Raw genomic sequence first — 23,703 nt, forward strand, 5'->3', positions numbered from 1 at the left:
GAAGCCAGGAGGGTCTGTGACGGCCTCGCCGGCATGTGGCAGGCCGAGGAAGGCTAAACCGGACGAAACCGGGCGGTCGCGCTATCTCTGCACCAGATCTCTCCCACGGGAGCGCCTGGCCTTCGGCGGAGTTCATGATCGACGTCGCAAACTCGTGACCGAATGCCGGCAAGCCGAACTCGCGCCCCGGGCGGGTGCGCTCATGAGCTACGGAATGAGTTCGTCCGGCTCTGGACGCGGAGCCGCCGTGGTGGCGCGCCGCAGCGGCGGCCCACGAACATCGCCGCGTTCCCGAGGTGGTGGGCGCGCGGACAGGTCCCGGCCGATCTCGGCTCGCAGCTCCACGAGGTCGGTGAAGACGTCCGCCTGCCGCCGGAGCTCGTCCGCGACCATTGGCGGCTGGGTCGCCATGGCCGCGACCACGGTCACCCGCACGCCTCGGCGCTGCACCGCCTCCACCAGAGAACGGAAATCGCCATCGCCCGAAAACAGAACCATTTCGTCGACGTCGCCGGCCAGCTCCATGGCATGCACGGCTAGTTCGACGTCCATATTGCCTTTGACCTTGCGCCGTCCGAACGAGTCAACGAATTCCTTCGTCGGTTTGGTCACGACGGTGTAGCCGTTGTAGTCAAGCCAATCGAGCAACGGCCGGATCGAGCAGAATTCCTGATCCTCGATCACGGCCGAGTAGTAGAAGGCGCGGAGCAGGATACCTCGGCGCTGGAATTCCTTCAGAAGGCGCTTGTAGTCGATGTCGAAGCCGAGGCTTCGGGACGTCGCGTGAAGATTGGCGCCGTCGATGAACAGAGCAATCTTGTTGGGCGAAGATGGCATGTTGGCAGCCCGCATGATCCCCGCGGAAGCACCGCTCCCGCATGCGAATGATTTGTCAAAGATGGAGTTTGGGTACGGGGCGGCCTTGGCCCGCCGCTCACTCGCGTTCTGCGTTGCGGCAAGAACGTGAGCTCCGACGGAGATAGGCTATATCCAAGAATTCGAGCTTTCAAACCCTTTTTCATGAACACTTGAAACCTGGAGCGCGCTGCGAAGACAATGAGTAAGTGGGACGCCGGGAATGCCTTACGAATTGCCGTTATTTGAAATCCACCTCAAGCCGCGCCGCCGGGCATGCAGATGGTGTCTCTGCACGACCGAGGGGCACCCTATCATGCATGGCTCGGAAGCGAGCCGCGCGGCGGCTAGGTACCAAGCCAATCGGGCGCTGTTTCTGATGCTACTGGCCTCAGCCAGTCGTTCGGCAGGCCACGGAGATCCATTGGGGAGCCGCTCGCGCCGTAGCGCTTCATCAACCGGATGAGGTGACGTCAGGCGGGCTTCACTGCGCTCACAGCGGCGCCTATCCTCCGGTATTCACTTGGCCCAACGCGGACGGCGCTAGCCCGTCCCGCCTAGCGCCCGACCGCGCAGCACCGGATCCCAGCTGCGCCTCGGTGCACTTCGTCAACAGCAGGACGGACTCCTCGGCAACCAGAGCGTGCTCATCCGTGCTAAGCTTCGACGGAACTTGGCGCAATCATGGCTATCGCTCGCCCATAGGTCTGCGGGACCGGACCGTCGGGCAGCGGACGCACGTGCGCGCCCTCATCCAACAAAGCGCGATGGCGAATGATCAGGTCCGCCGTACAGCGCGGGGCTGCAGGTGCGGCTCAGCCTGGACGACGTCTCTTTTGAAGACAACTGTGGCAGACGTGGTCGCCTGAGTGACGTCGACGCAATCTGCGGTGCAGCAAAAGGTTGCGCACCGCAGGCCGTCGCCGCGGTTGGATTTATTGGCTCGGCGGCGCGCATTCGACTGCACGGGCACGTGAGACTATGGTACGATAGGCTAACTGCTCAAATGGTGCGTTCGAAAAGGTAGGGAGGACGACATGCGGGTTACTGCGTCGAAGGTCCTTGGCTCGCTCGCCGCAGGACTTTTTTTTATGTCCGCCGCCATGGCCGCGGAGCCGCCTAAGGAGATGAAGCTCTATGTCTTCAGCTCCGGGGCGCTCAATCTCGACAAGTCTATCATCCAGAACGGCAGTAGCGGCAAGGTCCAGATTCCCGTCGGATTTTTCCTAATTCGGCATCCCAAGGGCGACGTGCTGTTCGACTGCGGCAACAATGATAGGATCATCAAGGATCCCGACTATTGGGGGCCCTTTGTGAAAGCGCTCGATCCAGGCCGTGATCCGGACATTGCGATCGACGCGCAGCTCGCCAAGATCAACCTCAAGCCATCTGACATCAAATATGTCGTGCTCGGCCATTTCCACGTCGATCATGCCGGCAACATCGGCAAGTTCCTGGACTCGACCTTCGTATTCCAGCGCGACGAGATTCGGAACGCGTTCTGGCCGGCGCCGGGCTACGCCACTTTCTTCATCTCCGACGATTTTGCCATGCTGCGCAACAGCATCGGCGGCGGCATGCCGTCAAAATACAAGAGCATCGAGCTCGACGGCGATCTCGACCTGTTCGGCGACAACAGCGTTTTCATCCACCGGTCCGTGTCGCACACGCCGGGAAGCCAGATCCTGGTCGTGCGTCTGCCGAAGACCGGCACCGTCGTGCTAACCAGCGACGTAGTCTATCTCCAGGAGAATCTGGACAAGAACATCCTGCCCAGCATCGGCAGCGTCTATGATCCAGTCGGCATGCTCGATGCCTACGCCTGGGTAAAGCGGGTTCGCGACACCGAAGGCGCCGACATCATCTACGCCCACGACCCCGATACCTTCAAGGCGCACAAGCACTCGCCCGAATTTTACGAGTGATTTGGCCTGCGACGTCTGGTCGTCTCACGCGGATCGTCATCCCGGGCCCGGTGCCCGGGATCCTGCTCGGTGCTCCCTTCGTTGTCCTTCAAGGGGGCGCCCCGCCAGATGGGTGTTTGAGTCTCGATGCCTCCAGTCGTTTTGGCGCAGCACGTGACGAAATGGTACGGGCCGCGGCGCGCCGTCACCGAGGTCTCCTTTGCGATCGAGCCAGGCGAGATCGTCGGCCTGCTCGGGCCGAACGGCTCCGGCAAGAGCACGATCTTCCGCATGCTCACAGGCTATCTGGTGCCGACCTCGGGACGGATCGAGGTCGCCGGTCATGACGTTGTCGCGGATTCCCTGGGCGTGCGCCGCGCCATCGGCTACGTGCCGGAAGACGCGCCGCTCTATGACCATATGCGGGTCCGCGAATTTCTGCATTTCATGGCCGGCATCAAGGGTCTGCGCGGGACCGAGGCAAAGGCCGCAGTCGAAGAGGCGGCCGCGCGGCTCGATCTCGGGCGCGTCATGACACTGTCGGCCGGAAAACTGTCGCGCGGCTTCCGCCAGCGCGTCTCGATCGCGCAGGCGCTGCTGGCCGATCCGAAAGTGCTCGTATTGGACGAACCAACCAGCGGACTTGATCCACGCCAGGTGATCGCGGTGCGCGATCTGATCCAGTCGCTGGCGGGGCGCCACACCGTGCTATTGGCCTCGCACATCCTGCCCGAGATCGAGAAGGTCGCCTCCCGCGTGATGATCCTGCTCGATGGCAGGCTTCTGACATCCGACGCGCTGAAGGACATCGTGCAGGATCTCAGCTTCCGGCTGTCGACGGACGCTCCCGCCGATGCCGTGCGCAGCGCGACGAGAGACATCGCAGGCCTGCGCGAGGTCGTCGTCGACCCCGATTGCGGCCCAGGGCACATCCTGATCAGGGCGGAGCTGGGCACGTCTCTGGCGGCCGATCTGGTGTCCGCGCTGGTTGCTGCTCGAATCCCGGTTCGCGAATTGACCGGGCTACGGCCCGACCTGGAGCGGGTGTTCCTGAATCTCACCCGCCGGCCGAGGGAGGCCGCATGAGAAGCTTCGCAGTCCTGCTCCGAAAGGAAGAGACGGCGCTGTTCTCCTCGCCGATCGCCTATGTGCTGATGACGGTTTTCCTGCTGATCATGGGCTACAGTTTTACGCTCACGCTGTTTCTCAGCCATCAGCCCAGCATGGTGCATGTCTTCTTTCAGATGTTCGTGCTGTTCATGCTGACCGCGCCGCTGATCACGATGCGGCTGTTCGCCGAGGAGCGGAAGCTCAAGACGCTGGAAGTGCTGCTGACTTCGCCGGTGTCCGAGGTCGCGATCGTGCTGGCGAAATTCGCCGCCGCGATGAGCCTGATCCTGGTCATGCTGCTGTTGTCCGGCGCCTATGCGGCCGCGCTTGCATGGTTCGGCGATCCGGATTTTGGACCGATCTACAGCGGCTATCTCGGCCTCTTGCTGTTCGGCGCGGCCCTGGTCGGCACGGGCCTGTTGGCCTCTGCGCTCACCGCCAATCAGGTGATCGCCGCGCTGGTCTCGCTCAGCATCTTCCTGCTGCTCTGGATCGTCGACAATTTCGGGTGGCTGTTGCCGAGCCCGGCGGACACGCTGGTGGTGAACCTGTCGCTGTCGGTCCATTTCCGTCCCTTTGCCGTCGGTTCGATCTATCTGTCCGACGTGGGCTTCTTCCTTAGCGTCACGCTGCTCACCCTGCTGCTGACGGTCCGCGCGCTGGCGCGGCGCTAGGGGCGCGCACCAGATGCTCCGGTCCGCCAGATCCGATCTTGCCCTTCTCGTGCTGGTCGCCGGCGCCGTCGCCGCCGGCCTGCTCGGCTTTGCCGGTTTTGGCGAGACGGTGTCGAACAGCCTGCTGTTCGTCGCGTGCTTCCTGGTGCTGCTTGCATTGTTCGCGCTCGCGACCCGGCTTCCGCTGCGGGGCAGTGGATCGCGCTGGTCGGCCTGGGTGACAAACACGTCGATCGTGCTCGGCGCCGCCGCGATCGTAATCGGCGCCAATGTCGCGCTCTATCGCCATGACGTGCATTTCGACGTCAGCCGGGAAGGGCGCAACACGCCACCGCAACAGCTCGCCGATGTGATCGCGCAGCTGCGCACCCCCCTCGCGCTGACCTACTTCTACAATGCGGGCGATCCCAATGCGGTCAACGTCAAGGAGCTGGTCCAGACCGCCGCACGCAACCATCCGCTGCTCGCGTTCCGCGCTATCGATCTGGACAAGGAGCCCGGGCTCGCCCGCGACCTCGACGTCCGCGCCTACAACACCGCGGTGCTGCAGGCCGATGACCGCAAGGTTCTGGTCGAGAACGTCACCGATCCCGCGCGCCTTGGCTATGCGGCGCTCCGCGTGCTGCGCGAGCGCGTCGAGACCGCCTGTTTCGTCACCGGCCATGGCGAGCCCTTCCGGCCGCTGCCCTCGCACTTCCACTTCAGCCATGTCGAGACCTTGAAGGGCCATGAGACGCCGGGCGCCGGCGACGTGCTGGAAGCCGCTCCCGAACAGCTCGACCGGCTCCAGCTCGCGCTGGACCAGATCGGCTTCGAGATGCGCGAGATCGTGACCGCGACGGCGTCGAGCATTCCGTCGGCCTGTTCGGTCGTCGCCGTCGTCGGCCCGCGCACCGCCTTTGCGGGCGACGAGGTCGCGCTGCTCGGCAGCTACCTGAGCGGCGGTGGCCGGATGCTGCTCCTGATCGATCCAATGTCTCAGGTCGAGGGCGAATTCGAGCGGCAATTGCTGAAGCCGGTCGGATTGTCGAGCGAGGCTGCGATCGTCATTGATCCGCTCAATCATTTCCGCACCGATGCCGACAAGGTCGCGGTGCCCTATTATCCGGCGCATCCGATCACCAAGCGCCTCGCGCTGACCGTGTTCCCGCAGGCAAGGCCGATCGCGGTCACGGCGCCGCCGTCCGGTGTGAGCCTGATCGTGCTGGCGGCGAGCAGCCAGGACAGTTATCTCCGCTCACCGAAAGCCGCCATGGCCAGCGCCGATGTGCAGGCGCCGGGCACTGCACGCCGCGCGCAGCCGCTCGCGGTTGCGCTGGAAGGAGGCTGGCCGGGCGGCGCATCACCTGACAAGCGCTTCCGCCTGGTGATGGCCGGCACCAGCAAGGTCGCCAACAACGAATATTTCCCCTACGTCTCCAACGGCGAGCTGTCGCTGGCGATGCTGCGCTGGCTCGCCGAGGACGATGCCACGCCGAGCGTTGCGCCGCAGACGTTCAAGCTGCCGGAGATCGTGTTGACCAGCAGCCAGATGCGCGACACCTTCATCGTCCTGGAGGTGCTGTTGCCGCTGAGCGCGGCACTGTTCGGTGTGGCGATGTGGTGGAGGCGGCGGTGACGGAGCAGGCCGCGGCGCGCGCGAAAGCCCGATGGCCGGTGCCGCTGCTGGCCGGTGTCCTGGTGGGGCTCCTCTGCCTCCTCATCGTCAGCGGGCAATGGCCGGAGCTGCGCAGCAAAGTTGCGTTTGCGCCGAAGGGACTCGTGACGACAGCGCCGGCCGACGTGCGGCGGGTGGAGATCCGGTCCGGCAGCTATGGTATCGCCCTGCTACGCAGGGCCCGCGTCTGGACGATCGAAGGACTCGACGGCGCGATGACGGCCGAGCTCGGATCGCATATCGAGACCGCGCTGCGACTCGTCAGCGTCAGCGAGGCCGCGCGCGAGATTCCGGCGAGCGACCTTACGGCGGGGAGCTACGCCGCGTTCGGCCTAGACCCGGCCGTTACCGTCGGTGTGATCGAGGCAAATGACGGTTCGGTGACCTCGGTGAATTTCGGCGCGCTCAATCCGGCGAGCACCTCGCATTATGTCAGGCTCGGCGGCCGCGCTGCGGTCTACCTTATGCCGCGGCATGTCGGCGAGGAATGGCGCGTCGTATCGGACATGGCGCGCCGGTTGCGCGGTCAGGCCGAGACCGGCGTCACCAGCCGCGGCAAGACCCTGTTGCTGCCGGTGTCGGTGGCGCAGGTCTGGGCGCTCGAGATCGTCTTTGCGGGCAAGCTGACACGCTTCGAACGCGACTCGTATGGAAACTGGTTTCGGCATCTCGGTCAGCATAATCATGAGGCCGGCAATGTCGTTCATGTCGCCGATCCCGAGCAGGCGCGCATCATTGACGCGGCCCTGCGCGCGTTCGATGCCACCGCGATCGAGACGCGGGTAGGGCCGGCCAAAGGCGCGCAACTCGCTCGCTACGGGCTGGACCTGCCGAGCTTGATCGTGCTGGTCTTCTCTCGCGACAGCTCTACGCCGCTCGCCAAGCTCGAACTCGGAGCATTGTCCGATAGTCTCGACCGCTACGCACGGCTTGCGCCGGATGGCGCGGTGGTCACCGTGGCCGAATTCGAGATGCGCCGGCTAACCGAGCTGCTGCGCGCGGTCGGAGCGGCATCATGAGGCGCCCGCTCCTCCTGATCCTGGCTGCGATGTTGGTCTGCTTTGGCGCGGCGACCTCCGCGCACCAGGTCAATCTATCGACGGCACGGCTGGCCTTGACCACCGATCGCGCCGTGACCGTCGAAATTGCGCTCAAGGGCAGCGACCTCGATCGCCTTGCGGGCACGAAGGTCTATGATGCGAAGGAGGACACGGTCGATTCCGCTGCGGTCGCCGCCGCGACGCCGTCGATCCTCGCCTATGTGAATGCCCACCTTGCCGTCACAGCAACCGGAGGTGCTACGTGTCCGGCCGGAGACGCTGCGATTGTTGCGGACGGCGACGGCGTTCTTTTCCGCAATACTTATTCCTGCGCTGATGTCGCCGGCGATGTCATCTACCGCTCCACGGTGCTGACCGAGCAGGATCCGACCGCGCGACAGGTAGTGCTGGTCGCGCAGGACGGTCGCGAGGCGCAGGCGCTGCTCGACGCCGCCAATACCACCATCACGCTCTCGGCGGCGGCACCGTCACTGGCGTCCACGATGCGCCGCTATCTCCTCACCGGTGTTGAGCACATCTTCCTCGGCTACGATCACATCGCCTTCCTTGTTGCGGTCGTACTCTGGGCACGCCGGCTCGTTCCCGTCATCAAAATCGTCACCGCGTTCACCGTCGCGCACTCAATCACGCTGTCGCTTTCCGCGCTCGATGTAGTCGCCGTCCCGAGCCGCATCGTGGAGCCGGCGATCGCGGCCTCGATCGTCTTCGTTGCCGTGGAAAACTTCTTCTCGCGCGATATCGATCGGCGCTGGCGGGTGACCTTCGTGTTCGGCCTCATCCACGGCTTCGGCTTTGCCGGCGCGCTTCGGGAGATCGGCCTGCCACCCAACGCGGTCGTGCCGGCGCTCGCGGCTTTCAACATCGGCGTGGAAATCGGGCAGGTGGCCGTTGTCGCGATCGTACTGCCGGTGCTCCGGCTGTTCGATCGAGTCACGACGGTCGATCGAGCCAAGCCCGTCCGGGCCGGAAGGCTGGTCTATGCGATATCATCGGCTATCAGCCTACTAGGCGGCTATTGGCTCCTCATACGCGTGTTCGAAGCGTGATGCGGTGATCGGACTGGCTGTGTCGGCTCGCAGACAGACCCCTTCATATTTGACGCTGCGCCACAGCCGTTCGGCGAACACATTGTCCCGCCAAGCCCTTTGCCGTTCATGCTGATGGCGATATAGCGGCTAGTGAGCATGCCGGTGAAGGCACGAGCCGGTGAATTGCAAGCCCGCAATTGCAGCCGAGACGGATCTCAAGCAGGAGATCGAGAGGATCGGCGCCGCCTATGCGGACAGTTTCAACAAGCAGGATGCCGCCGGGATAGCCGCCCTCGTTGCGAGCGGTCTTCAAGTTAATCCGGCTGGCTCCAGGACCGACATCGCGTCGCTCTATGAAGGCACGTTCGAGGCCGGGTTCAACCACGAAGAGACAATCGTTGATGAGGTTTGGTGTCAATCGACATTGGAATGGGACAGGCGTCATGATGTTGGCTGGTGGGGCGGATTCACGTTGTCGGGCCAGGATGTTGAGGACGACATCCGCGGAATGGACGCCATCATCGAGCGCTTCGGCACAGGCGGCTTTCACCGCAGGCAGGCCGTCCTTCAGCACCGCGTTGAGGATATCGACCATCTACCGATTGCCATCGTCGGTGCTTGCGAGCCTGCGCCGGATCCGCTCGATGGCGGCCGGCAGCACCCAGTCCTTAAAGGGAGCTCCATTGCGCAAGGCGCCGGGTTTGCGCGCCAGCACCGGCACGTAGTGCTAGGGATCGTAGACGGTCTCGCCGCGTCCGAAGGATCGTGGATGCTCCGCAATGATGCGCCCATCCTGATGGATCACGATGCGGTCGGCATAGGCCTGAACCTCGACCGGGCGCCCGATAGCGCTGGCTGCGACCGAGTATTTGTTGTTGTCGAAGCGCACCAGACAGGTCTTCGAGACCGACGCCTGCACGGCATGGAAGCCGTCGAACCGTCCGGCATAAGGACGAGCTTGAGGCGTTCGGCTTCGAACGCCTCCCAGATCGTCTGATCGGCTAACTCTGCATGGCGATGCGCCTTGGCGCAGGCGATGCACTTGTCCAGCAGCCAGGCGTTTAACTCGTCCAGGTTTTGAACTGCAGCTTCGGTGTGAAGAAGCGTTCCCGGACCAGCCCAACCTGGTTCTCGACCTGGCCCTTCTCCCAGCCCGAGGCCGGCATGCAGGCAACCGGGTCGGCCAGGCAGTGGCTGCACATCTGCAGGAAGCGGCGATTGTAGCGATGCCGCGCCGACAGGTGCCCTTAGACAGGGCGAACGCCCGGTCCTGGGCGTCGAACGCCATCTCCTGTGTCTCCCGCGGATAGGCCCGCACGAACAGCATCCTGCTGTGGCAGAGCCGGACATGGGCGGCCTTCACCATCACCGTGGTGCCGCTCAGCAGGACCACTTCGTGGCTCCAGTCAAACTGGTAGGCTTCTCCGGGCGCACTGTTCGACCGTTAGTGCGTTGCTTGAGATCCTTTTGAATAGAGAAGCCGCGGTGGCTTCGTCGAACGCACCAGCCGCACGGTTCCGTCAAGCACTTACGCATTCCCGGAAGACAATTGGAAGCGGAGGATGGTCAGCTAGGACACACGTGACCTTTACATTGTCATCTTGCATCACCATTCCAGCCGACACGATCTCATGCGGAACAAGCAATCCTCTGGGATCGCGTCCGCGTTCGTCGCGAATTCTGATGTTGATATCAAAGGCATTCAATTCCAAGAAGTTTTTGTCATGTCCGCGAGCGGGGGTGGCCCGTATGAAGCTACTCGACCGCGCACGCCCATGTACCAAGAAAAATAGAACAGGTTGCCATGGTCTAAATTGTTATCCGAATGATGGTGTGTGATGAAGATACTTCTCAATGTGCTGAGTCTGAGACCTGGTTGCACAACTCTGTCGGGCGACGCCATTGCCGCGAGCAAGGACCTAGAGCGCTCCTCCGACTATGACAGCGTTTGACGGTGCGTCACAGAGTCCCAACGAACAACCCCGGAAGGAAATCATGACGTGGAGCTTTGGGAAGCTGATCGGCTCGTTGCTGTTTTTCAAGGTGCAACGTCGAACGGAGATCGGTGCGACCGCTCTGTCCGGAATAGACGGTCTCGCCGCCGAGTTAGTTTACGGCTCTTGCTCTGCTGCCCGGCTTGCCACGCCGTCTTCTGCCGATTGTTCTCTCTTCTACATGTCGGAGCTTACTTCGAAGCTTCTCCACTTCTCTAAGCTCCGCCACAAGCGCTTGGTGTCGTTCATTCAGCACAGCACAAATATAAATCGCTGTCGAACCTCAGTCCCGATTGCCAGGTCATCCTGGCGGCGGCGACGATCGAGTCGACGCGGCTGGCAATCGAGTCGTTCCCGGTGACGCGCGGCGCCCATAATTGTCGGTCGCCCCGGTAGTGACCACCACAATTCTCGACCCATAGTGCATGATCTCCGTCACTTCGCTATCCGCCCCAGTCGGACGAACTCTGCATGCGAGATCAACTCGAGCAGTACCGGTTCACCTGAGCAGAACAGGTATTCGATCTCTTATCTTGGCAACATAGGCGCCGCGCTGAAAACTCTCCAGCGGCTCTGAGATTTTTGGTTGTTACCCCAAAAAGATTCTTGCGACCATATCGGCCCTTCTCGGACATGCCCCGATGGATTGAGAACGGATAGCCTGATGCTCCAGCGCGCCTTCTAGGCGAACATCTTCTCCGCTGCTCCGACAGGGGCCGTCGGAGCGGTTATTGCAACGTTTCAGATCGCGCCCTGGCAGGCTTATCGGCGGGCCTTCTTGTGGATCCGGAGCCGGGGATGGACTTCGCTCGGACGGTCTAGGGGGGGTGGCCTGCGCGAGGGCACGACAACCAAAACAAAGAGAGCGTTGATCAGCAGCCACAACCCGAAGATGAGAAGGACAGTACGCACAAGGCAACGACCCTAGCAGTTTAATTAAAGTGTGTCGCTCACAGCCTAGACCGACGCAAAAACCAAGTCTGTCCGCTTTCGGACATTCATGCTGCCTGAGACCTGCTAAATCGGAACCCAAGGTTCATTTTTCAGCCAACCGCGCCGGTGCGGCGATGTCGTGTTGCGGATGTCGGTGACAGGCGGGCCATCTGTGCGCGGCGGCCATGGCATCCCCGCGGGTTGTCTGCCGATCGGTCTCGCAGGATCAAGCCCCAAAATGAGACCTTGAGCTCGCCCGCCCCGGGTAGGCGCTGTGATTGATGATCGCGCGCCGCAGACCTGACCGTTCGGCAGCAGGATTTGCGTGTTGTCGAGCGCGACGAGTTCGGCCATGAACAGCGAGAGGGCTCTCACCTTGCCTGCCTTGCCGGCGTCCTCCACGTCGTAGCCGATGTGAAAGGGACGGAACAGCAGGAGCATCACGCCGGCAACGAGGTTCGATAGCGTGCCCTGCAGCGCCAGGCCGACCCCGAGGACGTGGCACCAAGGACGGCGACGAGGCTCGCCGTCTGGATTCCGAAAAGCTGCAGCACGGCGATCCCGAGCACGACGAGCACGGCGTAGCGCGCGAAGCTCGCCGCGAAACACGGTGACGAGCGCGTCGATGCGATGCGTGACGGTCAGTAGCCGGCTCACGAACCGCTGCGCCAGGGCCGACCGGTACCAAGCGACGACCAGCAGGACGGCCGTATAATCGCCCGGCCTACACGCGCAACGGCTATAACTGGGTCAGCAGGTTCTCGAAGATCGCGGACGCCTTCAAGATCAAGGGACAGGCGATTGTTCGCCGCCGCCAGCAAGTTGAACCACGAGGGGATTGTCTCAAAGCGTGTGGATGCGCCCTATCGTTCGGAGCGGGTGGACTCCCATCATGCATACGCCCCCCTGCGGCCATTGACGGTTTTTACGCCGACCGGACGCACCCTTCGAAGGTGAGCAGGCGGGTCCGCTCACGCTTGCTGCGGCCCGCTTTCGTCTCGTCTTTGGATCGCTCCGGAACCCCACGAATCCTTGCAGCATTTCACCACCATCAGTTCGCAAGAGGAGGAGCCGATGACGGCAGCGAAGAAGAAGATCGCGCGTTGACGTAAACAGGACCGGGCCCGCGTAGCCAAGGGACAGGACTACGAAGTCCGGTATGAAGCCAAGAAGACCGGCCGCTCGGCATCGGCCGTGAAGAAGGTCGGCAACAGCCGCAAGCGCGTCGAGAAGCGCCTCGGTCGCTAGGGAAGACCGTCCACGCCGCCAGCTGGATACGGCTGGAGAATCGGGTGAAGGCAGTCAGGGTCTGCAGGCGCGGCTCGAAATCGCGCAGGTAGATCTCTTTCTTGAGAAAGGCGATCTCGTCGTTGGGTGCGGTCTCGCAGATGTCGATGTACCAGGACTTGGGCCGGCCGTTGCTGCCGTCGCTGCAGCGGTGCCCGCGCCGCTTGAGGGAATCCTTGAGATCGAACGGCGTCGGCTCAGCCCAGAGCCTCACAGTTTTCTTTGGAGCGCAAGCGCCAGCGCTCCCGAGCGTCGTCCAGGAGCACCCAACACGCGATAATTTGGTCCCCGTGAGGCACGAGCCGCAGTCGCGGATGCGCGATGCTCCCCCGAGCGGGTCGGCTGGAAAACAGGCTCAAGGATGATTTCGCGCGGCAGCCTTTCGGTCGACGTTCATCGTCACCCGAACCCCATCGCCCGGCGCAGTTTCGACGTTGAAGTCCGTTTTCGCGTTTTCTTTTAGAGTCTGAACGATAAGCGCGCCGATCTTTCCCGGAACCGGCCACACGAGGCCTTCCGGCAGGCCTGCGCCGTCGTCGGCGATGACGACGCGATAGCGGTCCTCGCTGCGACGCAGGCATTCGACCGTGATCACGCCGCGGTCGCGGCCACCGAAGGCATATTTGAAGGAATTGGTCAGAAGCTCGTTTACGACAAGTCCCACAGACAACGCCGTGTTGACGGAGACCGGCGCGTAATCGGTTTTTTGATCGAGCCGAATTCCTTCGAGGGCGCAGGTATTCATGACGGCGGCGGCGATCTGGCTCAAGTAGTGGCCGAGATCGACTTCGTCTCCCGCGACATCGCTGGAAAGCGCCTGGTAAAGGAGGTGCAAGGACTCGATGCGGCCGGCAAGCGTCTGCAGGTTGACCTTTTCGCCCCGCCTTTCGTTGCGCGCTTTGAGCCGTATGAGGGCTACGATCAGTTGCAGATTGTTCTTCACTCGATGCTGCAGCTCACGCAGCAGGATGTCCTTGTCGCGAATCCGGCGCGCATACTCTTCGCGCTCCGCACGTGCCCGATCGGTTATGTCGATCAGGGCGGCTATGCGATAATTTTCGCTCCCGTCTTCGTTTTGAATGAGACCGGAGAAGGCCTCGACAACAAGCGGTTTTGGATCGTCCGCACGGAAGGTGCCGAGAAACTCCTCTCCGCCTTGGAGCATTGCCACGTCAAGCGTGAGCTTCGATTCGTTTTCGTCCTTGAACCCGGCGAGGATCGACCAACTCTTGCCTGCGCAATCCGTGTCCCGGTCCAAGAGGGTTTCGAATGCCTTGTTCGCGTAGCAGATGCGCTGATCGCCGCGAAAGAACTTCGAGACGACTATGGCAATCGGGATGTAATCGAGGAACTGCTTGAATTCTTCCGTCTCGACGGCCTTGGAGAGTTCTGCCGAGTCGAACAAATCATTGATCTGCTGGGCGGTCTCGCACAGCTCCGGATCAGGTTGTTCCGATGACATTGTTGGCCCTTTTCTCAACCTCGTTGCGCTGCTTGGGCGTCTTCCTCCCACGGCCGGCATTTAACCCGCGGCGTAGCGGAGGCGCTTTTGCGGCGGATGCTAGGGCCCCCGCGCCCCATCTGCAATCGGGAGCGGAATGCCGCCGGATCGATTGATCGGCATGTCCGAACGAGTGATCTACGAAAGCAGTAATGGTGACGTCTGGCTCTTGGCGAGCGACCCGCCGTCGCGATGCCGACAGTGAAGCACCGGCCGAACGTCAGCTCTGGCGGCCGGGCATCCTATACGGACATCGGTAAATTCCTGCGGAACGGGACAATGGCCCCGAACACCAGGCACTTCTGTAGCTCATAAGCACCCTACTCGACGGCTGACCCGGCGTCCTCGTCGTCGGGGCGTGCTCGACGATCAGGTCATCAATAACTGCAAAGGCCGCGAAGATTGCGCTGTCAGGCCTCGCCGGGCGTCGTGAAGATCGACGGCGGCGTGGTGCGCGGCACCGGGAGCGGGCGTTCGGTTGCTCCGGGCCGCAAGGGCTCGCCCTTCGCGTCGTACCGCTTGGCGAGGTCCAGCAGCCGACGCCGAGTGAACGGATCCGCCTTCTCGGCAAGCGCCCGGACTCGGTGCGCGAGACCCCGATAGAACTCCTGCTCCATGACGCACTCCCACGACATCAGGACCCAGAGTTGAGTACGTCCGCACGCGACGAGTCAAGATGCGGTGCCGCCCGAAAAATTCTCAGCATTCGCTTGAGTTCGCACTGGCCACGGAATTAGAGTTGCGGTTGCAGGGGGAGATCCAATGCCAGTGCTTTTTTCGATTAGGAAGGCGTGTCCGGCCTGCGGCAAGCCGATGGTCGCCGTCCCCGACAAGGCCGACGACCGGCGGTTGCGTTACGTTTGTACCGCTTGCGACGGCGACCCGCTGTGCGACCTATCGGCCCGGAAGTGGGCAGACGGTCCGCTGCGGCCCCCGACGACGTAATGATCGGATAGCGCGGGATGAGGGCGGCTAGGCCCTCTCTCCGGGGCTGGCCTGTGCATTTCGAATTTCCGGAAGCTTCCGCCTGGTGAGGAACGACACCTGCGCCGTCTCGTTGGTGCTTCAGGCCTCGCGAAAATGCCTGGCCGGCGTGGCTCCGCCCCAACCCCCAAAAGCCCCCAAGGCGGGGCTACGCTCAGGCCGCACTCCCCGACGCATGGTGCGGGGTAGCACGGGAGCCAGTCACGATGCTCAGCCTTCCATCTGCGTCAAAATGAGGTCGTGGTGCGACAAGTGCCGTGCTTGGGCGGAGCGGAACGTCTCGAGCATCGAAGGGCGGCCGTGTCGTGACCCCGTCTGTCCATGTCGCACATCTGCTGTTCTTGGTCGCAGATACGACGCTCGCACTCGGCGACGTGCCGTTCCGCCTCGCTGCTGCCGCGTCGCGCGATCCATGACGCTGCCTCGAGCCTTCAAGCAATCGTCGCCTGAAAGGACCCAGCGTGCAGCGGCGTGCATGCTCTTAGCCAACCACTACGGGCGCTCTGGGTTCGGGCAGCGCAAGCGGGACCTAGCGTTCGGCCGATCTGCGACCTGCCTCCCGCAACACCCCTCGGCCGGCGGCCCCGAGCTCGCCCAAAGTCCGATGGCCGCTCTCGGCTGGTCGAGCGGCGGCACCAGATGGATGCCCTTGCCGCCGGTCAGCTTCGGCCAGGTCTCGAAGCCTTCCCCTTTCATGAGGGTGCGCAGCTCGAGCGCGGTCTCGGCCACCGTGTGCCATTCGACGCCCTCTCCGGGATCGAGGTCGACGACAATGCGGTCGGCGTGCTCGACATCCTCGACGGTCGAGTTCCAGGGATGCAGTTCGACGGCGCCGATCTGGAGCAGGCCGAGCAAGCCATCCAGGCTATCCACCCACAGCCGCGTGCCTTCGCTGCCTTCGCGCTTTTTGATGCGCAGCTGGTGCACGGCTGGCGGGATGTCCTTCGGCAGCGGCCCCTTGTGATAGAAAGTGGTGCCGTGGACGTGCCGCACCAGCTTGAGAGGCCGATGTCCCAGATGCGGTAGTGCCTTGGTCCAGACCCGCGCCCAGTAGTTTGCGAGCTCCTCTTTCGATGGCACCACCGCATCGGGAAACAGCTGCAGGATGTTTTCCTTAGGGACCTCCAGCTTGGGCCGTCCAGCCGAGGACGGCACCAGGCGGGGCGCCTTCACGTTGCGGACCGCCAGATCATCACGAAACCCCCTGAACACGGCCTCGCGCAGCAGGCCGCGTCCGTATGTCAAGCGCCCGCCAGCCGCTTGCCGGACGACTTTTTTTGTCGCCCTTTTTTCTACTGCTCTGGCTCTTTGGCGAGCCGGCCGCGCAGCAGCGCGAGCACGGCCGCCTCCGCAGGCTTGAGACTTTCCACGTCGCTCCGAAGCTCGCTCTCCGCTTGTGACTTGATCTGAAGGATCAGGTTTCCATCCAAGTAGGAGTTCAGCACCTCGGGATGGATGTAGCACTTCCGACAAATCGTGGGCGTGTTGCCGAGCCGCGCGGAGACTTTCTCGATGGCGCTGCGAAGATTGCGCTTGGCCTGAGCCGCGCTGTCGAAGCTCTCGAGCTCGGCGAGCGCCATGGCCGCCAGAACCGTGCCCGCCCAGGTCCGGAAATCCTTTGCGGTGATGTCCTTTCCGGTAATTTCCTTGAGGTACTCATTCACGTCCATCGATGTGACATCCTGGCAAGTGCCCTGTTCATCGACGTACTGAAGCAGCTCTTGCCCGGGGAGCTCCTGACAAGCTCGAATGATCTTGGCGATGCGCCGATCCCGCACGCGCAGCGACCATTGTTTGCCGCTTTTGGCGGTGAAGCGGAAACGCACTTCGTTCCGCTCGACCTTGACGTGTCGTCTTCAATGTAGTCAGGCCATAGCTGTTGTTCTGCCTAGCGTAGTCGTCATTCCCGACGCGGATCAACGTGGTCTCCAGGAGATGCACGACGGTTGCCAGAACTTTTTCCCGAGCCAGGCCGCGCAGCCCCATGTGCTCGCGCACTATTTCCCGAATGGATGGCAGCGCCTCAGCAAAAGCGGTCACATGCTCGTACTTCGTGCTTTCCCGCACCTCGCGGAAGCGCGTGTGATAGCGATATTGCTTGCGGCCCTTTGCGTCGCGGCCCGTTGCTTGGATATGGCCGTCCGCAAACGGGCAAATCCACACGTCGGTCCAGGCGGGCGGGATCGCAAGTGCCCTGATCCGCGCCAGCGCGTCAGGCTCGATGAGCCTCGAGCCGTCGGGCTGTGTGTAGCTGAATCCCGTCCCCGCCCTCTTGCGGCGAATACCGGCCCGTTCGTCCGAAACATATCTCAGGCCGGCAGATTCGGCGGCATCCCTCGGGTCGACAATCGCTTGGCCGTTATCCGGTGACTCGACCAGCAACACATTGCCTCCTCTCCTGGCCCTTAAATGAACCTTTCTGATTATAGGGGGTTCCTCCAAAGCCTCGGTCCTAAGAGAGGCGCGAAAGATGGCGCGCGGGTCGGTGAGCGCTAACCGGTATGTGTCTAGGCTAAGTGGTTGTCCGGTGACGTGCGCCTCGCTTCGCCGCGGCCGGCTTCCTGGCGCCGCGCTCGGGCTTTGCCGGGCGTCCGGCGTCGATGCTGCGCCGGAGCGCATCCATAAGGTTGACGATGTTCTCGCGCGACGGTTTGATGGGAGGCGGCTGCGCGGGGCCTCGCCTGTTTCTTGCGCAGGATCCGCTGGAGCGCGCTGCGGTAGTGATCCTCCAGCAGAGCGGGATCGAAATCGGTCGATTTCGTCCGGATGATGTGCTGTGCGCGCTTCATCATCTCGGAAGGCAGCTTCACCTCCGGAATCTCGCTGAAATATTCGGACGCGTTCCAGAGTTCGTGTGCAAAGCGCAGTGCTATACCGCGAAGCCCACCACCCGTTGGCTCGACCAAAAACACCCGCTCGCACGAGGACAGCACCACGCGGGCAAGGCCGACAACGGCTTCCCGACTCATCGCATCGCGGATCACCGCGAACGCTTCCTGTCCGATCTCCTCGCGGCACGATGTAGTACGGCTTCTCGAAATATCCCGCATCGACCTGCCCGGCGGGAACGAAGTGCCCAATTTCGCTTGTGCGCGTGTTCTGCGGCCGCGGAATAGGGGCCGCTTCCTCGAGCTCCCCGGCTTCATCATCATAGTTGCCAGCGCGCCCTTCACGGGTATCGTTCTGAACGCCGGCGGGCGCGATTGGCGGGCTTTCACGGCGGGGCGCAGCAAGCTCCACTGCCCCGGCCTCGGCGGGGCGCTCGCTCCGCGCGCGCTCGAGGTCCCGGTCCTCCGACTGCAGGAACTCGTTCTCGCCGACGTCATAGCCGCGCGCCATCTCGGTGGCGTCCACGGCTTCGCCGGTGATGGAATCGACGAGCTTATGTTTGAGGCGATGACCCGTTCGCCGGTTGACCTGACGGAAGGAGACGCGCTCGGCCGCCGAGATCGCGGGATAGAGTGCGATCGGACAGGAGACGAAGGACAGCTTCAGATAGCCGTTCCAGTACGGCCGGGACGCAGGCACCCGGAGACTCCGATACAACAGGATACAAGAGCCAAAGCCTGAGAGGTGAAGGCCAAGGACTCAACGGAGGGAAGCGACAGGAGTTTCAGAGCATTTTGCGCTGGTTGCAGAACTTACTTAACTGGGCGTTGCGCATCTGACCCTGTTCGCAATTATTTATCCTGCCGAGGGTGCTGGCGGCGCCCGCGCAGCCCGCTGGCTCCGAACGGGCGCCAGTGCTCAGCGTTCGACGACGACCACCACTTGCACCTGACAACCTTGCGCCATGGGCGCCCTGGTCATGCTTCCCTTCATCTGCGCCGTCATCAGTTTGATCAGGCGCGTTCCCAGCCCGCTTTTCGCCTCGGCCGGGCATCCGATGCCGTTGTCCCGCACCGTGATCACGACCTTCTCGTTTCTCGACCGCACGTCGACTTCCACGGTGCCGGACCGTCCCTCCGGAAACGCGTACTTGAACGCGTTCGTCACCAGCTCGTTGACGATCAGGCCGACCGATGCCGCCTGTGAGCTCTTCACGGCGATCTCCTCGCATGACACCCTTATCGCAATCGGGCGCAGGCCGCGGTGAAAGTCAGAGAGGCTCCCGCACAATGCCTCCAGATAGGACGCGAGATCGACTGTGCTGTTGACGGCCGTGTCGCGCAGCCTGTCATGGACCTTCGCGACCACCTCGATCCGAGTCAGGGCGGACGTGATCGCCGCCTGCACGGCGGGATCGGAGTCCGAGCGCGCCTGCAGCCGCAGGATCGAGATGATCGTCGCGAGGTCGTTCCTGGTCCGGTGTGCAAGCTCCATCATCAGAACGTCCGCGTACGCCTTCGCCTCCGAGTGCTTCTCCAGCGTCGTGCGCAAAGCTTCCGTTACCGCGGCAATGCATAGTCCGCTCGCCAGGAAAATCAGGAGCGGCAGGATCGCGGCACCAGGGGACGGCGGTATGAAGTATCGCGCGGCCAGTGCCGCACTCGCGCCGGTGGCAAGAAACCCCGAGCCGCGATCGAAGATGACTGATGCGAGGAAAATGGCCGGAATGAACGGTATCAGAGGATATAGCCTCAACTGGTCGTCCAGCAGAAGGTTCGCCACGAAGGCCAGGCCAACCAACCCCAGGCTCAAAAGGTACCGCACCCACACCGGGTGTCTCGGTGTGACGGACATGAAGCGAAGCAGGAGTCGGTCCATGGAAAGCAACGATTCGTTTTGGCGGCATGTTCCTGTCGCTTGCCGGCGGCACGCCAGCTAAGAGCGGCCCGCGGAGAGGCTGGATCGGAACAATGCGTGCGCGCCGGCCGCGAGGTGGAGGGCCTTTGCGCCGTTGCTGTACCATTGGCAGGAACCTCTTGTGCGCGGTCAAGAACTAAGCTGGACGTCGGCGGGGAATCCAGAAATGTCGGTGCTACATCCGATCCGAAAGCCTTGCCCGGTCTGCGGGAGGCCGATGAGGCTCGTCCGCGACGAGACGGCCGCCCCCGTTGCATCGGCGATCCGCTGCACGACGACGCGGTCCGAAGGTGGGCCGCCAGCCCGCTGAAACCGCCGGCAAGACCTAGCCGACCGCATCGACCGTGTTCTGGTCGGAGAAAACGTCCATCCGGGCGGTCTGGAGACGGAAAGCCAAGACGGGGCGGCCGTGGAAGCCGAGAGCCTCTGCCGGTCGCCTTCGCGCTTGCAACGTAGTTCGCCTTGCCGCTTTTTCCCATTGACAGAAGGATGTGAACGAGCATTGCGCGTGCCTCGATGCGCGACGAGGAGAGGGGCGATGAAATCCACAGTGCTGGGGCTCGTTCTTGGGCTCGCTGCCTCGACGTCCATGGTCTCGGCGGAGCCCGTGAGATGGGCGACCTACTCCATCCCCCAGACCCGCACCTCGGTCGATTTTCCCGCCTCGATCTTTACCGAAGAAGCGGGCCGTCCGAATGGTTACGGACAGCGATTTCGAACCGCTGACGGCCGAGCCGACCTCACGATACAGGCCGCACCTAACGTCTCGAACGACTCGCCCGCTGCTTTTCTCGCGAAAAAGCATCCGCCCGCGCGCATTCAGTACAAGCGGGTGACGCCCCGGTTTTTCGCTGTGTCGAGCTACAAGGGCGACAAAGTCTGGTACGATCGCTGCAACTTCTCGGGCGGATTGGTTCACTGCATCCTGATCAACTACCCGGCGAGGGAAGAGCATGACTGGGACGACGTCGTAACGCGCATCAGTCTTTCGCTGAACGTTAGGTAGGTCAGGTTGCGTGGAGGCCGTCGATCGACCTCGACCCGTTTGGTGCCACCTCGCGGCACGCGCGGCGGGTTTCAGGAACGAAGCTCAATGGTAAAAGTTGCTCCGAGCAGCTCGAGGTGCCGATGAGATTTGCAGTCGCGCGTGCCGCACTTCCGCACCGGCCCATCGAGGTCTCGGCCGGGACATTCCTCGTCGTGATCTGCGCCGCGCTCGTCATCTTGTGCGTCACGTCGCGCAGCGCGGCCGCCGACTGAGGTGGAGTGAGGCTGCCCCGATGCGGATCGCCCAAGTCGCGCCGTTGGCAGAAAGCGTTCCACCGAAGTTCTATGGCTGTACCGAGAGAGTTGTTGCCTGACTCGTCGACGAGCTGGTCGAACTCGGACACGACGTCAGCGGCGATTCGAGCACGAGCGGAAAAGGCCATCCTGTGTGGACGCGCGCATTGCGGCTCGCCGCCAGATACGGACCGGAGCATCGCCGACGCGGTGCGGCTAGAAGCGATCGCGCGACGGGCCGCGGAGTTCAACGTGGTCCACGCTCATATCGACTGGCTGCACCTGCCGATGCTGACGCGCATTCCGTTCCTCACCACGCGATGCATGACCGGCTGGACTTGCCCGGCCCCCGAGGCGGTTCGGGAATTCACGGGTGCATGCTCGTCCCGATCTCGGACAACCAGCGCGGGCCACTGAAGACGGCCAACTGGTGTGACACCGTGCGTCACGGGCTGCCGGCGAGCCTCTTTCGGCCATCGTACGAACAGGAACCTATCTGGCGTTCCTCGGACGCCTGACGGGCCGACAGGGACCGGAGGAGGCGATCCGGATCGCCCGCGCGGCGGGCATGCCGCTGCGCATCTCAGCGAAGGTGGGCCGGGCACGCGACGTGGTGTAGCCGGCGTAGAAATCCGTGGCGTAGATGACCGGCGGTTCCGGATCGTGTTCGCGGCAGCGCTCCGCGACTCCGTCGATCCTTCCGGGCAGCCTGATATCGGTGAAAATTCGACGACGTGGCTCTTGCAGGCCAGGGCTTCCTCGCCGGTGCTCGCGTGGATCACGTCCCTGGCGCTGTGGCTTGAGGCCAGTCCGGAGAGGGAATTCGCGGCTGGGCGGGATTCGAAGCCTCGAAGCCTCGCAGTCTCTGCGTATCCACTTTCCGCGAACATAATGTTCCAGGCGGCGATTTGCGTTGGGAGCCCTTTCCTGACGAATGGTGGCTTCGCCATAGAACCCGCAGTTCATGTTGGATCTGCCGCCGGCAGTAATGCCGTTCCGGAGCGCGCCAAGTGGCGCACGCGCGACATGCGTGGCACTTAAATGTGCCAGTTGACGCCCGCGGCAGCCCGGGCCGCAAGCTGCCAGTCATGCACAACGTCGGACGAGCCGATCCTGCCGTACGGCTTCCGAAGTGGAGCACCCTCCGAAAGATTTCGGCGGACTAGGAACGCGCGAATGAGCTATTGGTTGAATTCGCATTTAGAAGGAGGAAATTACATGGCCTACGAAGAGCGCGAGACAAGAAATCTGATTGGCAGCGACAAGGTCGAAGGTACTGCGGTCTATGCTGCCGACAATCAGCGCATCGGTTCAATTGAACGGGTGATGATCGATAAAATCAGCGGCAGGACCGCCTATGCCGTCCTGGGATTTGGCGGCTTTCTCGGCATCGGAGACGATCACTATCCGCTTCCGTGGCAGTCACTGAAGTACGACACGAATCTCGGCGGCTACGTCACAGGCGCTACCGAGGACCAACTGCGGGGCGCGCCAAAGTACAGCAGCGAGAGCAGTTGGAACTGGTCGGATCCTGCGATGGCCCGCTCGGTCGATGACTACTATGGCGGCATCCCAGCTCCATGAACTGGATGCCAGAAGCGGCATGAGCAAGGCCAAAAGACAGTAGAGAAGCAACGGCCGAGCTGCCGCGAAATCAGCCTGGAGCGGTTTCGCTGCGGTCTAGCTAGGGCGCTTAGCCGAGAGGCCGTGCTTGTCTGAAATGGAAACAGTTGGGCGCGAACCTCCGGGCCACACTGCGCACCTCGCTCTCGGATGTCTCCAAGGCGATCTTCTGGGCGAGCATGACATCTCCGACCGGCAGAGCGCCAATCGGCATGAAACACAACCCCACCTGTAGGCGACCTCTCTCGTCGATCTCGCACACGTTAACTGAGGCCCCGGCGTGGATCCTGTATCGAATTCCGCTGTCGCTCCCGACCACCTCGAAGTAGCCTTTCCTGGCGAACTGCTCACGCTGCGCCGGCGACAGCCATTGCCGCAAGACCCGCAGCGACCGGCCCTCCGGCGTGCGCTCGGCGCCGTGCCGGATGAAGAGCGCTCTCGCCGCTTTCATTCGGGAGCGGCCGCCCCGTGGGGGTCGAAAGCCGAACATGATCGTCGTGGCTACCCGCCGACCAATCTGGGGAAGAAGACGGTTTCCCTCGCAGTCGGGTCAAACGATCGGATTTGCGAGACCTGACCTGAACCCGTCCGGACCGCCGCAGTGAACCCGGCATCGGTGAGTTCGTAGAACCGCTGCTCCGCTCTGGCCAGTTCTTGTGTGTCGTCAGCATTGAAATGGTGTCGGCTGTCGCCGCTTCGGTCCATCACGATCTGGATTGCCATGATCGTCCTCCTCGGATTGCTGGTGACCAAGGACCTCAATTGAGTATCCGGCCGAACTCGCAGACTTTCAAGAGTTCGTTGCAGCGGCAAGGGGAGAGCCGACGCATCACGCGATCCAGAACGATCTGCATCAATTATCGGCCGAGAGAAGAGCGCGACTGGACGATGTCGCCCGATGGCGCGAACCGATGCGCCTACAAGCGTCACTAGAGGGAAACGCGGGCTCGTTGCCGAGACTAAGCCACGGCGTGGGGATTCGGTTGGGCTGTCCAACGGGGGATTCGAGCGAGAGATAAATTTTTTCAATAGCTTAGAGGGCAGCGTGTGCGCGACGTGTATCAA

At 62.7% G+C, this 23,703-nt stretch carries 18 protein-coding genes and 6 pseudogenes; 11 read left to right on the top strand and 13 right to left on the bottom strand.

What is annotated here, in order from left to right; all coding sequences use genetic code 11:
* Positions 1-207: 207 nt before the first annotated feature.
* Positions 208-837 carry an NYN domain-containing protein gene (locus tag IVA80_RS26735; RefSeq protein ID WP_247437331.1) on the bottom strand — a complete coding sequence of 210 codons (630 nt, stop codon included), beginning with the start codon at positions 835-837 and terminating at the stop codon, positions 208-210.
* A gap of 1,109 nt (positions 838-1,946) precedes the next feature.
* Here IVA80_RS26735 and IVA80_RS26740 point away from each other — a divergent pair.
* The 6 genes from IVA80_RS26740 (at position 1,947) to IVA80_RS26765 (ending at position 8,307) form a co-directional block, all read left to right on the top strand.
* Entirely contained in the window at positions 1,947-2,780 is an 834-nt protein-coding gene (locus tag IVA80_RS26740; RefSeq protein WP_247437303.1) for an N-acyl homoserine lactonase family protein, read from the top strand.
* A 126-nt stretch (positions 2,781-2,906) separates the two neighbouring features.
* Complete coding sequence (locus IVA80_RS26745; protein WP_247437304.1) at positions 2,907-3,845, top strand: ABC transporter ATP-binding protein; 939 nt, start codon at positions 2,907-2,909, stop codon at positions 3,843-3,845.
* Positions 3,842-4,543, top strand: coding sequence for an ABC transporter permease (locus IVA80_RS26750; protein ID WP_247437305.1), 702 nt, complete (start codon positions 3,842-3,844; stop codon positions 4,541-4,543). Before IVA80_RS26745 ends, IVA80_RS26750 begins: the two co-directional genes overlap by 4 nt.
* A 13-nt stretch (positions 4,544-4,556) precedes the next feature.
* Positions 4,557-6,161 (top strand): Gldg family protein, encoded by a 1,605-nt coding sequence (locus IVA80_RS26755; protein ID WP_247437306.1) that lies wholly within the window; start codon positions 4,557-4,559, stop codon positions 6,159-6,161.
* A complete protein-coding gene (locus tag IVA80_RS26760) occupies positions 6,158-7,219 on the top strand; it encodes a DUF4340 domain-containing protein (protein ID WP_247437307.1) in 1,062 nt (353 codons plus the stop codon). The genes IVA80_RS26755 and IVA80_RS26760 overlap by 4 nt, the downstream gene beginning before the upstream one ends.
* The gene (locus IVA80_RS26765; protein ID WP_247437308.1) at positions 7,216-8,307 is read left to right on the top strand and encodes a HupE/UreJ family protein; all 1,092 of its coding nucleotides are present in this window, start codon (positions 7,216-7,218) and stop codon (positions 8,305-8,307) included. Before IVA80_RS26760 ends, IVA80_RS26765 begins: the two co-directional genes overlap by 4 nt.
* A 24-nt stretch (positions 8,308-8,331) precedes the next feature.
* Here the strand turns inward: IVA80_RS26765 and IVA80_RS26770 are convergent.
* The 3 genes and pseudogenes from IVA80_RS26770 to IVA80_RS26780 form a co-directional block, all read right to left on the bottom strand.
* Positions 8,332-8,456 (bottom strand): annotated as a pseudogene (locus tag IVA80_RS26770) (IS3 family transposase); the annotation flags it as partial.
* 299 nt (positions 8,457-8,755) lie between these two features.
* Positions 8,756-9,727: pseudogene (locus IVA80_RS26775) on the bottom strand (IS21 family transposase); the annotation flags it as partial.
* Positions 9,728-11,300: 1,573 nt separating this feature from the next.
* Entirely contained in the window at positions 11,301-11,657 is a 357-nt protein-coding gene (locus tag IVA80_RS26780; protein ID WP_247437310.1) for a hypothetical protein, read from the bottom strand.
* 633 nt (positions 11,658-12,290) lie between these two features.
* Here IVA80_RS26780 and IVA80_RS26785 point away from each other — a divergent pair.
* Positions 12,291-12,464: pseudogene (locus tag IVA80_RS26785) on the top strand (DUF3606 domain-containing protein).
* Between the two features lie 25 nt (positions 12,465-12,489).
* Here IVA80_RS26785 and IVA80_RS26790 read toward each other — a convergent pair.
* The 3 genes and pseudogenes from IVA80_RS26790 to IVA80_RS26800 form a co-directional block, all read right to left on the bottom strand.
* Positions 12,490-12,726 (bottom strand): annotated as a pseudogene (locus tag IVA80_RS26790) (3'-5' exonuclease); the annotation flags it as partial.
* Positions 12,727-12,858: 132 nt separating this feature from the next.
* Positions 12,859-13,965 carry a histidine kinase dimerization/phosphoacceptor domain -containing protein gene (locus IVA80_RS26795; protein ID WP_247437312.1) on the bottom strand — a complete coding sequence of 369 codons (1,107 nt, stop codon included), beginning with the start codon at positions 13,963-13,965 and terminating at the stop codon, positions 12,859-12,861.
* A 449-nt stretch (positions 13,966-14,414) separates the two neighbouring features.
* Positions 14,415-14,621: a hypothetical protein gene (locus tag IVA80_RS26800; RefSeq protein WP_247437314.1), complete on the bottom strand. Its 207-nt coding sequence runs from the start codon at positions 14,619-14,621 to the stop codon at positions 14,415-14,417.
* 145 nt (positions 14,622-14,766) lie between these two features.
* On the opposite strand from IVA80_RS26800, the gene IVA80_RS26805 reads away from it, so the two are divergent.
* Entirely contained in the window at positions 14,767-14,949 is a 183-nt protein-coding gene (locus IVA80_RS26805) for a zinc ribbon domain-containing protein (RefSeq protein WP_256467532.1), read from the top strand.
* Between the two features lie 663 nt (positions 14,950-15,612).
* On the opposite strand, the pseudogene IVA80_RS26810 reads toward IVA80_RS26805, so the two are convergent.
* The 4 genes and pseudogenes from IVA80_RS26810 to IVA80_RS26825 all read right to left on the bottom strand — a co-directional run.
* Positions 15,613-16,116: pseudogene (locus tag IVA80_RS26810) on the bottom strand (DNA ligase D); the annotation flags it as partial.
* A 164-nt stretch (positions 16,117-16,280) separates the two neighbouring features.
* Positions 16,281-17,373, bottom strand: a pseudogene (locus IVA80_RS26815) (DNA topoisomerase IB).
* Between the two features lie 122 nt (positions 17,374-17,495).
* Positions 17,496-17,972, bottom strand: coding sequence for a hypothetical protein (locus IVA80_RS26820; RefSeq protein WP_247437315.1), 477 nt, complete (start codon positions 17,970-17,972; stop codon positions 17,496-17,498).
* 763 nt (positions 17,973-18,735) lie between these two features.
* Positions 18,736-19,695 (bottom strand): sensor histidine kinase, encoded by a 960-nt coding sequence (locus IVA80_RS26825; RefSeq protein WP_247437317.1) that lies wholly within the window; start codon positions 19,693-19,695, stop codon positions 18,736-18,738.
* 577 nt (positions 19,696-20,272) lie between these two features.
* Between IVA80_RS26825 and IVA80_RS26830 the strand changes: the two genes are divergently transcribed.
* The 3 genes from IVA80_RS26830 (at position 20,273) to IVA80_RS26840 (ending at position 22,599) form a co-directional block, all read left to right on the top strand.
* Positions 20,273-20,740, top strand: coding sequence for an ABC transporter permease (locus IVA80_RS26830; RefSeq protein WP_247437319.1), 468 nt, complete (start codon positions 20,273-20,275; stop codon positions 20,738-20,740).
* A gap of 122 nt (positions 20,741-20,862) precedes the next feature.
* The gene (locus tag IVA80_RS38445) at positions 20,863-20,994 is read left to right on the top strand and encodes a hypothetical protein (RefSeq protein ID WP_256467533.1); all 132 of its coding nucleotides are present in this window, start codon (positions 20,863-20,865) and stop codon (positions 20,992-20,994) included.
* 1,239 nt (positions 20,995-22,233) lie between these two features.
* Positions 22,234-22,599 carry a PRC-barrel domain-containing protein gene (locus IVA80_RS26840; RefSeq protein WP_247437334.1) on the top strand — a complete coding sequence of 122 codons (366 nt, stop codon included), beginning with the start codon at positions 22,234-22,236 and terminating at the stop codon, positions 22,597-22,599.
* A 109-nt stretch (positions 22,600-22,708) separates the two neighbouring features.
* Here the strand turns inward: IVA80_RS26840 and IVA80_RS26845 are convergent, their stop codons facing one another.
* Both IVA80_RS26845 and IVA80_RS26850 read right to left on the bottom strand, forming a co-directional pair.
* Entirely contained in the window at positions 22,709-23,089 is a 381-nt protein-coding gene (locus IVA80_RS26845) for a hypothetical protein (protein WP_247437321.1), read from the bottom strand.
* A 50-nt stretch (positions 23,090-23,139) separates the two neighbouring features.
* Entirely contained in the window at positions 23,140-23,361 is a 222-nt protein-coding gene (locus tag IVA80_RS26850; protein WP_247385912.1) for a hypothetical protein, read from the bottom strand.
* Positions 23,362-23,703 lie beyond the last annotated feature (342 nt).

It is taken from the genome of Bradyrhizobium sp. 139 (genome assembly GCF_023074175.1).
Lineage (GTDB): Bacteria > Pseudomonadota > Alphaproteobacteria > Rhizobiales > Xanthobacteraceae > Bradyrhizobium.

Coding starts and splice junctions, on each gene's coding strand:
- IVA80_RS26735 (WP_247437331.1), bottom strand. CDS start 837: ATGCCATCTTCGCCCAACAAGATTGCTCTGTTCATCGACGGCGCCAAT.
- IVA80_RS26740 (WP_247437303.1), top strand. CDS start 1,947: ATGTCCGCCGCCATGGCCGCGGAGCCGCCTAAGGAGATGAAGCTCTAT.
- IVA80_RS26745 (WP_247437304.1), top strand. CDS start 2,907: ATGCCTCCAGTCGTTTTGGCGCAGCACGTGACGAAATGGTACGGGCCG.
- IVA80_RS26750 (WP_247437305.1), top strand. CDS start 3,842: ATGAGAAGCTTCGCAGTCCTGCTCCGAAAGGAAGAGACGGCGCTGTTC.
- IVA80_RS26755 (WP_247437306.1), top strand. CDS start 4,557: ATGCTCCGGTCCGCCAGATCCGATCTTGCCCTTCTCGTGCTGGTCGCC.
- IVA80_RS26765 (WP_247437308.1), top strand. CDS start 7,216: ATGAGGCGCCCGCTCCTCCTGATCCTGGCTGCGATGTTGGTCTGCTTT.
- IVA80_RS26780 (WP_247437310.1), bottom strand. CDS start 11,657: ATGCTCCTGCTGTTCCGTCCCTTTCACATCGGCTACGACGTGGAGGAC.
- IVA80_RS26795 (WP_247437312.1), bottom strand. CDS start 13,965: ATGTCATCGGAACAACCTGATCCGGAGCTGTGCGAGACCGCCCAGCAG.
- IVA80_RS26800 (WP_247437314.1), bottom strand. CDS start 14,621: ATGGAGCAGGAGTTCTATCGGGGTCTCGCGCACCGAGTCCGGGCGCTT.
- IVA80_RS26805 (WP_256467532.1), top strand. CDS start 14,767: ATGCCAGTGCTTTTTTCGATTAGGAAGGCGTGTCCGGCCTGCGGCAAG.
- IVA80_RS26825 (WP_247437317.1), bottom strand. CDS start 19,695: ATGGACCGACTCCTGCTTCGCTTCATGTCCGTCACACCGAGACACCCG.
- IVA80_RS26830 (WP_247437319.1), top strand. CDS start 20,273: ATGAAATCCACAGTGCTGGGGCTCGTTCTTGGGCTCGCTGCCTCGACG.
- IVA80_RS38445 (WP_256467533.1), top strand. CDS start 20,863: ATGAGATTTGCAGTCGCGCGTGCCGCACTTCCGCACCGGCCCATCGAG.
- IVA80_RS26840 (WP_247437334.1), top strand. CDS start 22,234: ATGGCCTACGAAGAGCGCGAGACAAGAAATCTGATTGGCAGCGACAAG.
- IVA80_RS26845 (WP_247437321.1), bottom strand. CDS start 23,089: ATGAAAGCGGCGAGAGCGCTCTTCATCCGGCACGGCGCCGAGCGCACG.
- IVA80_RS26850 (WP_247385912.1), bottom strand. CDS start 23,361: ATGGCAATCCAGATCGTGATGGACCGAAGCGGCGACAGCCGACACCAT.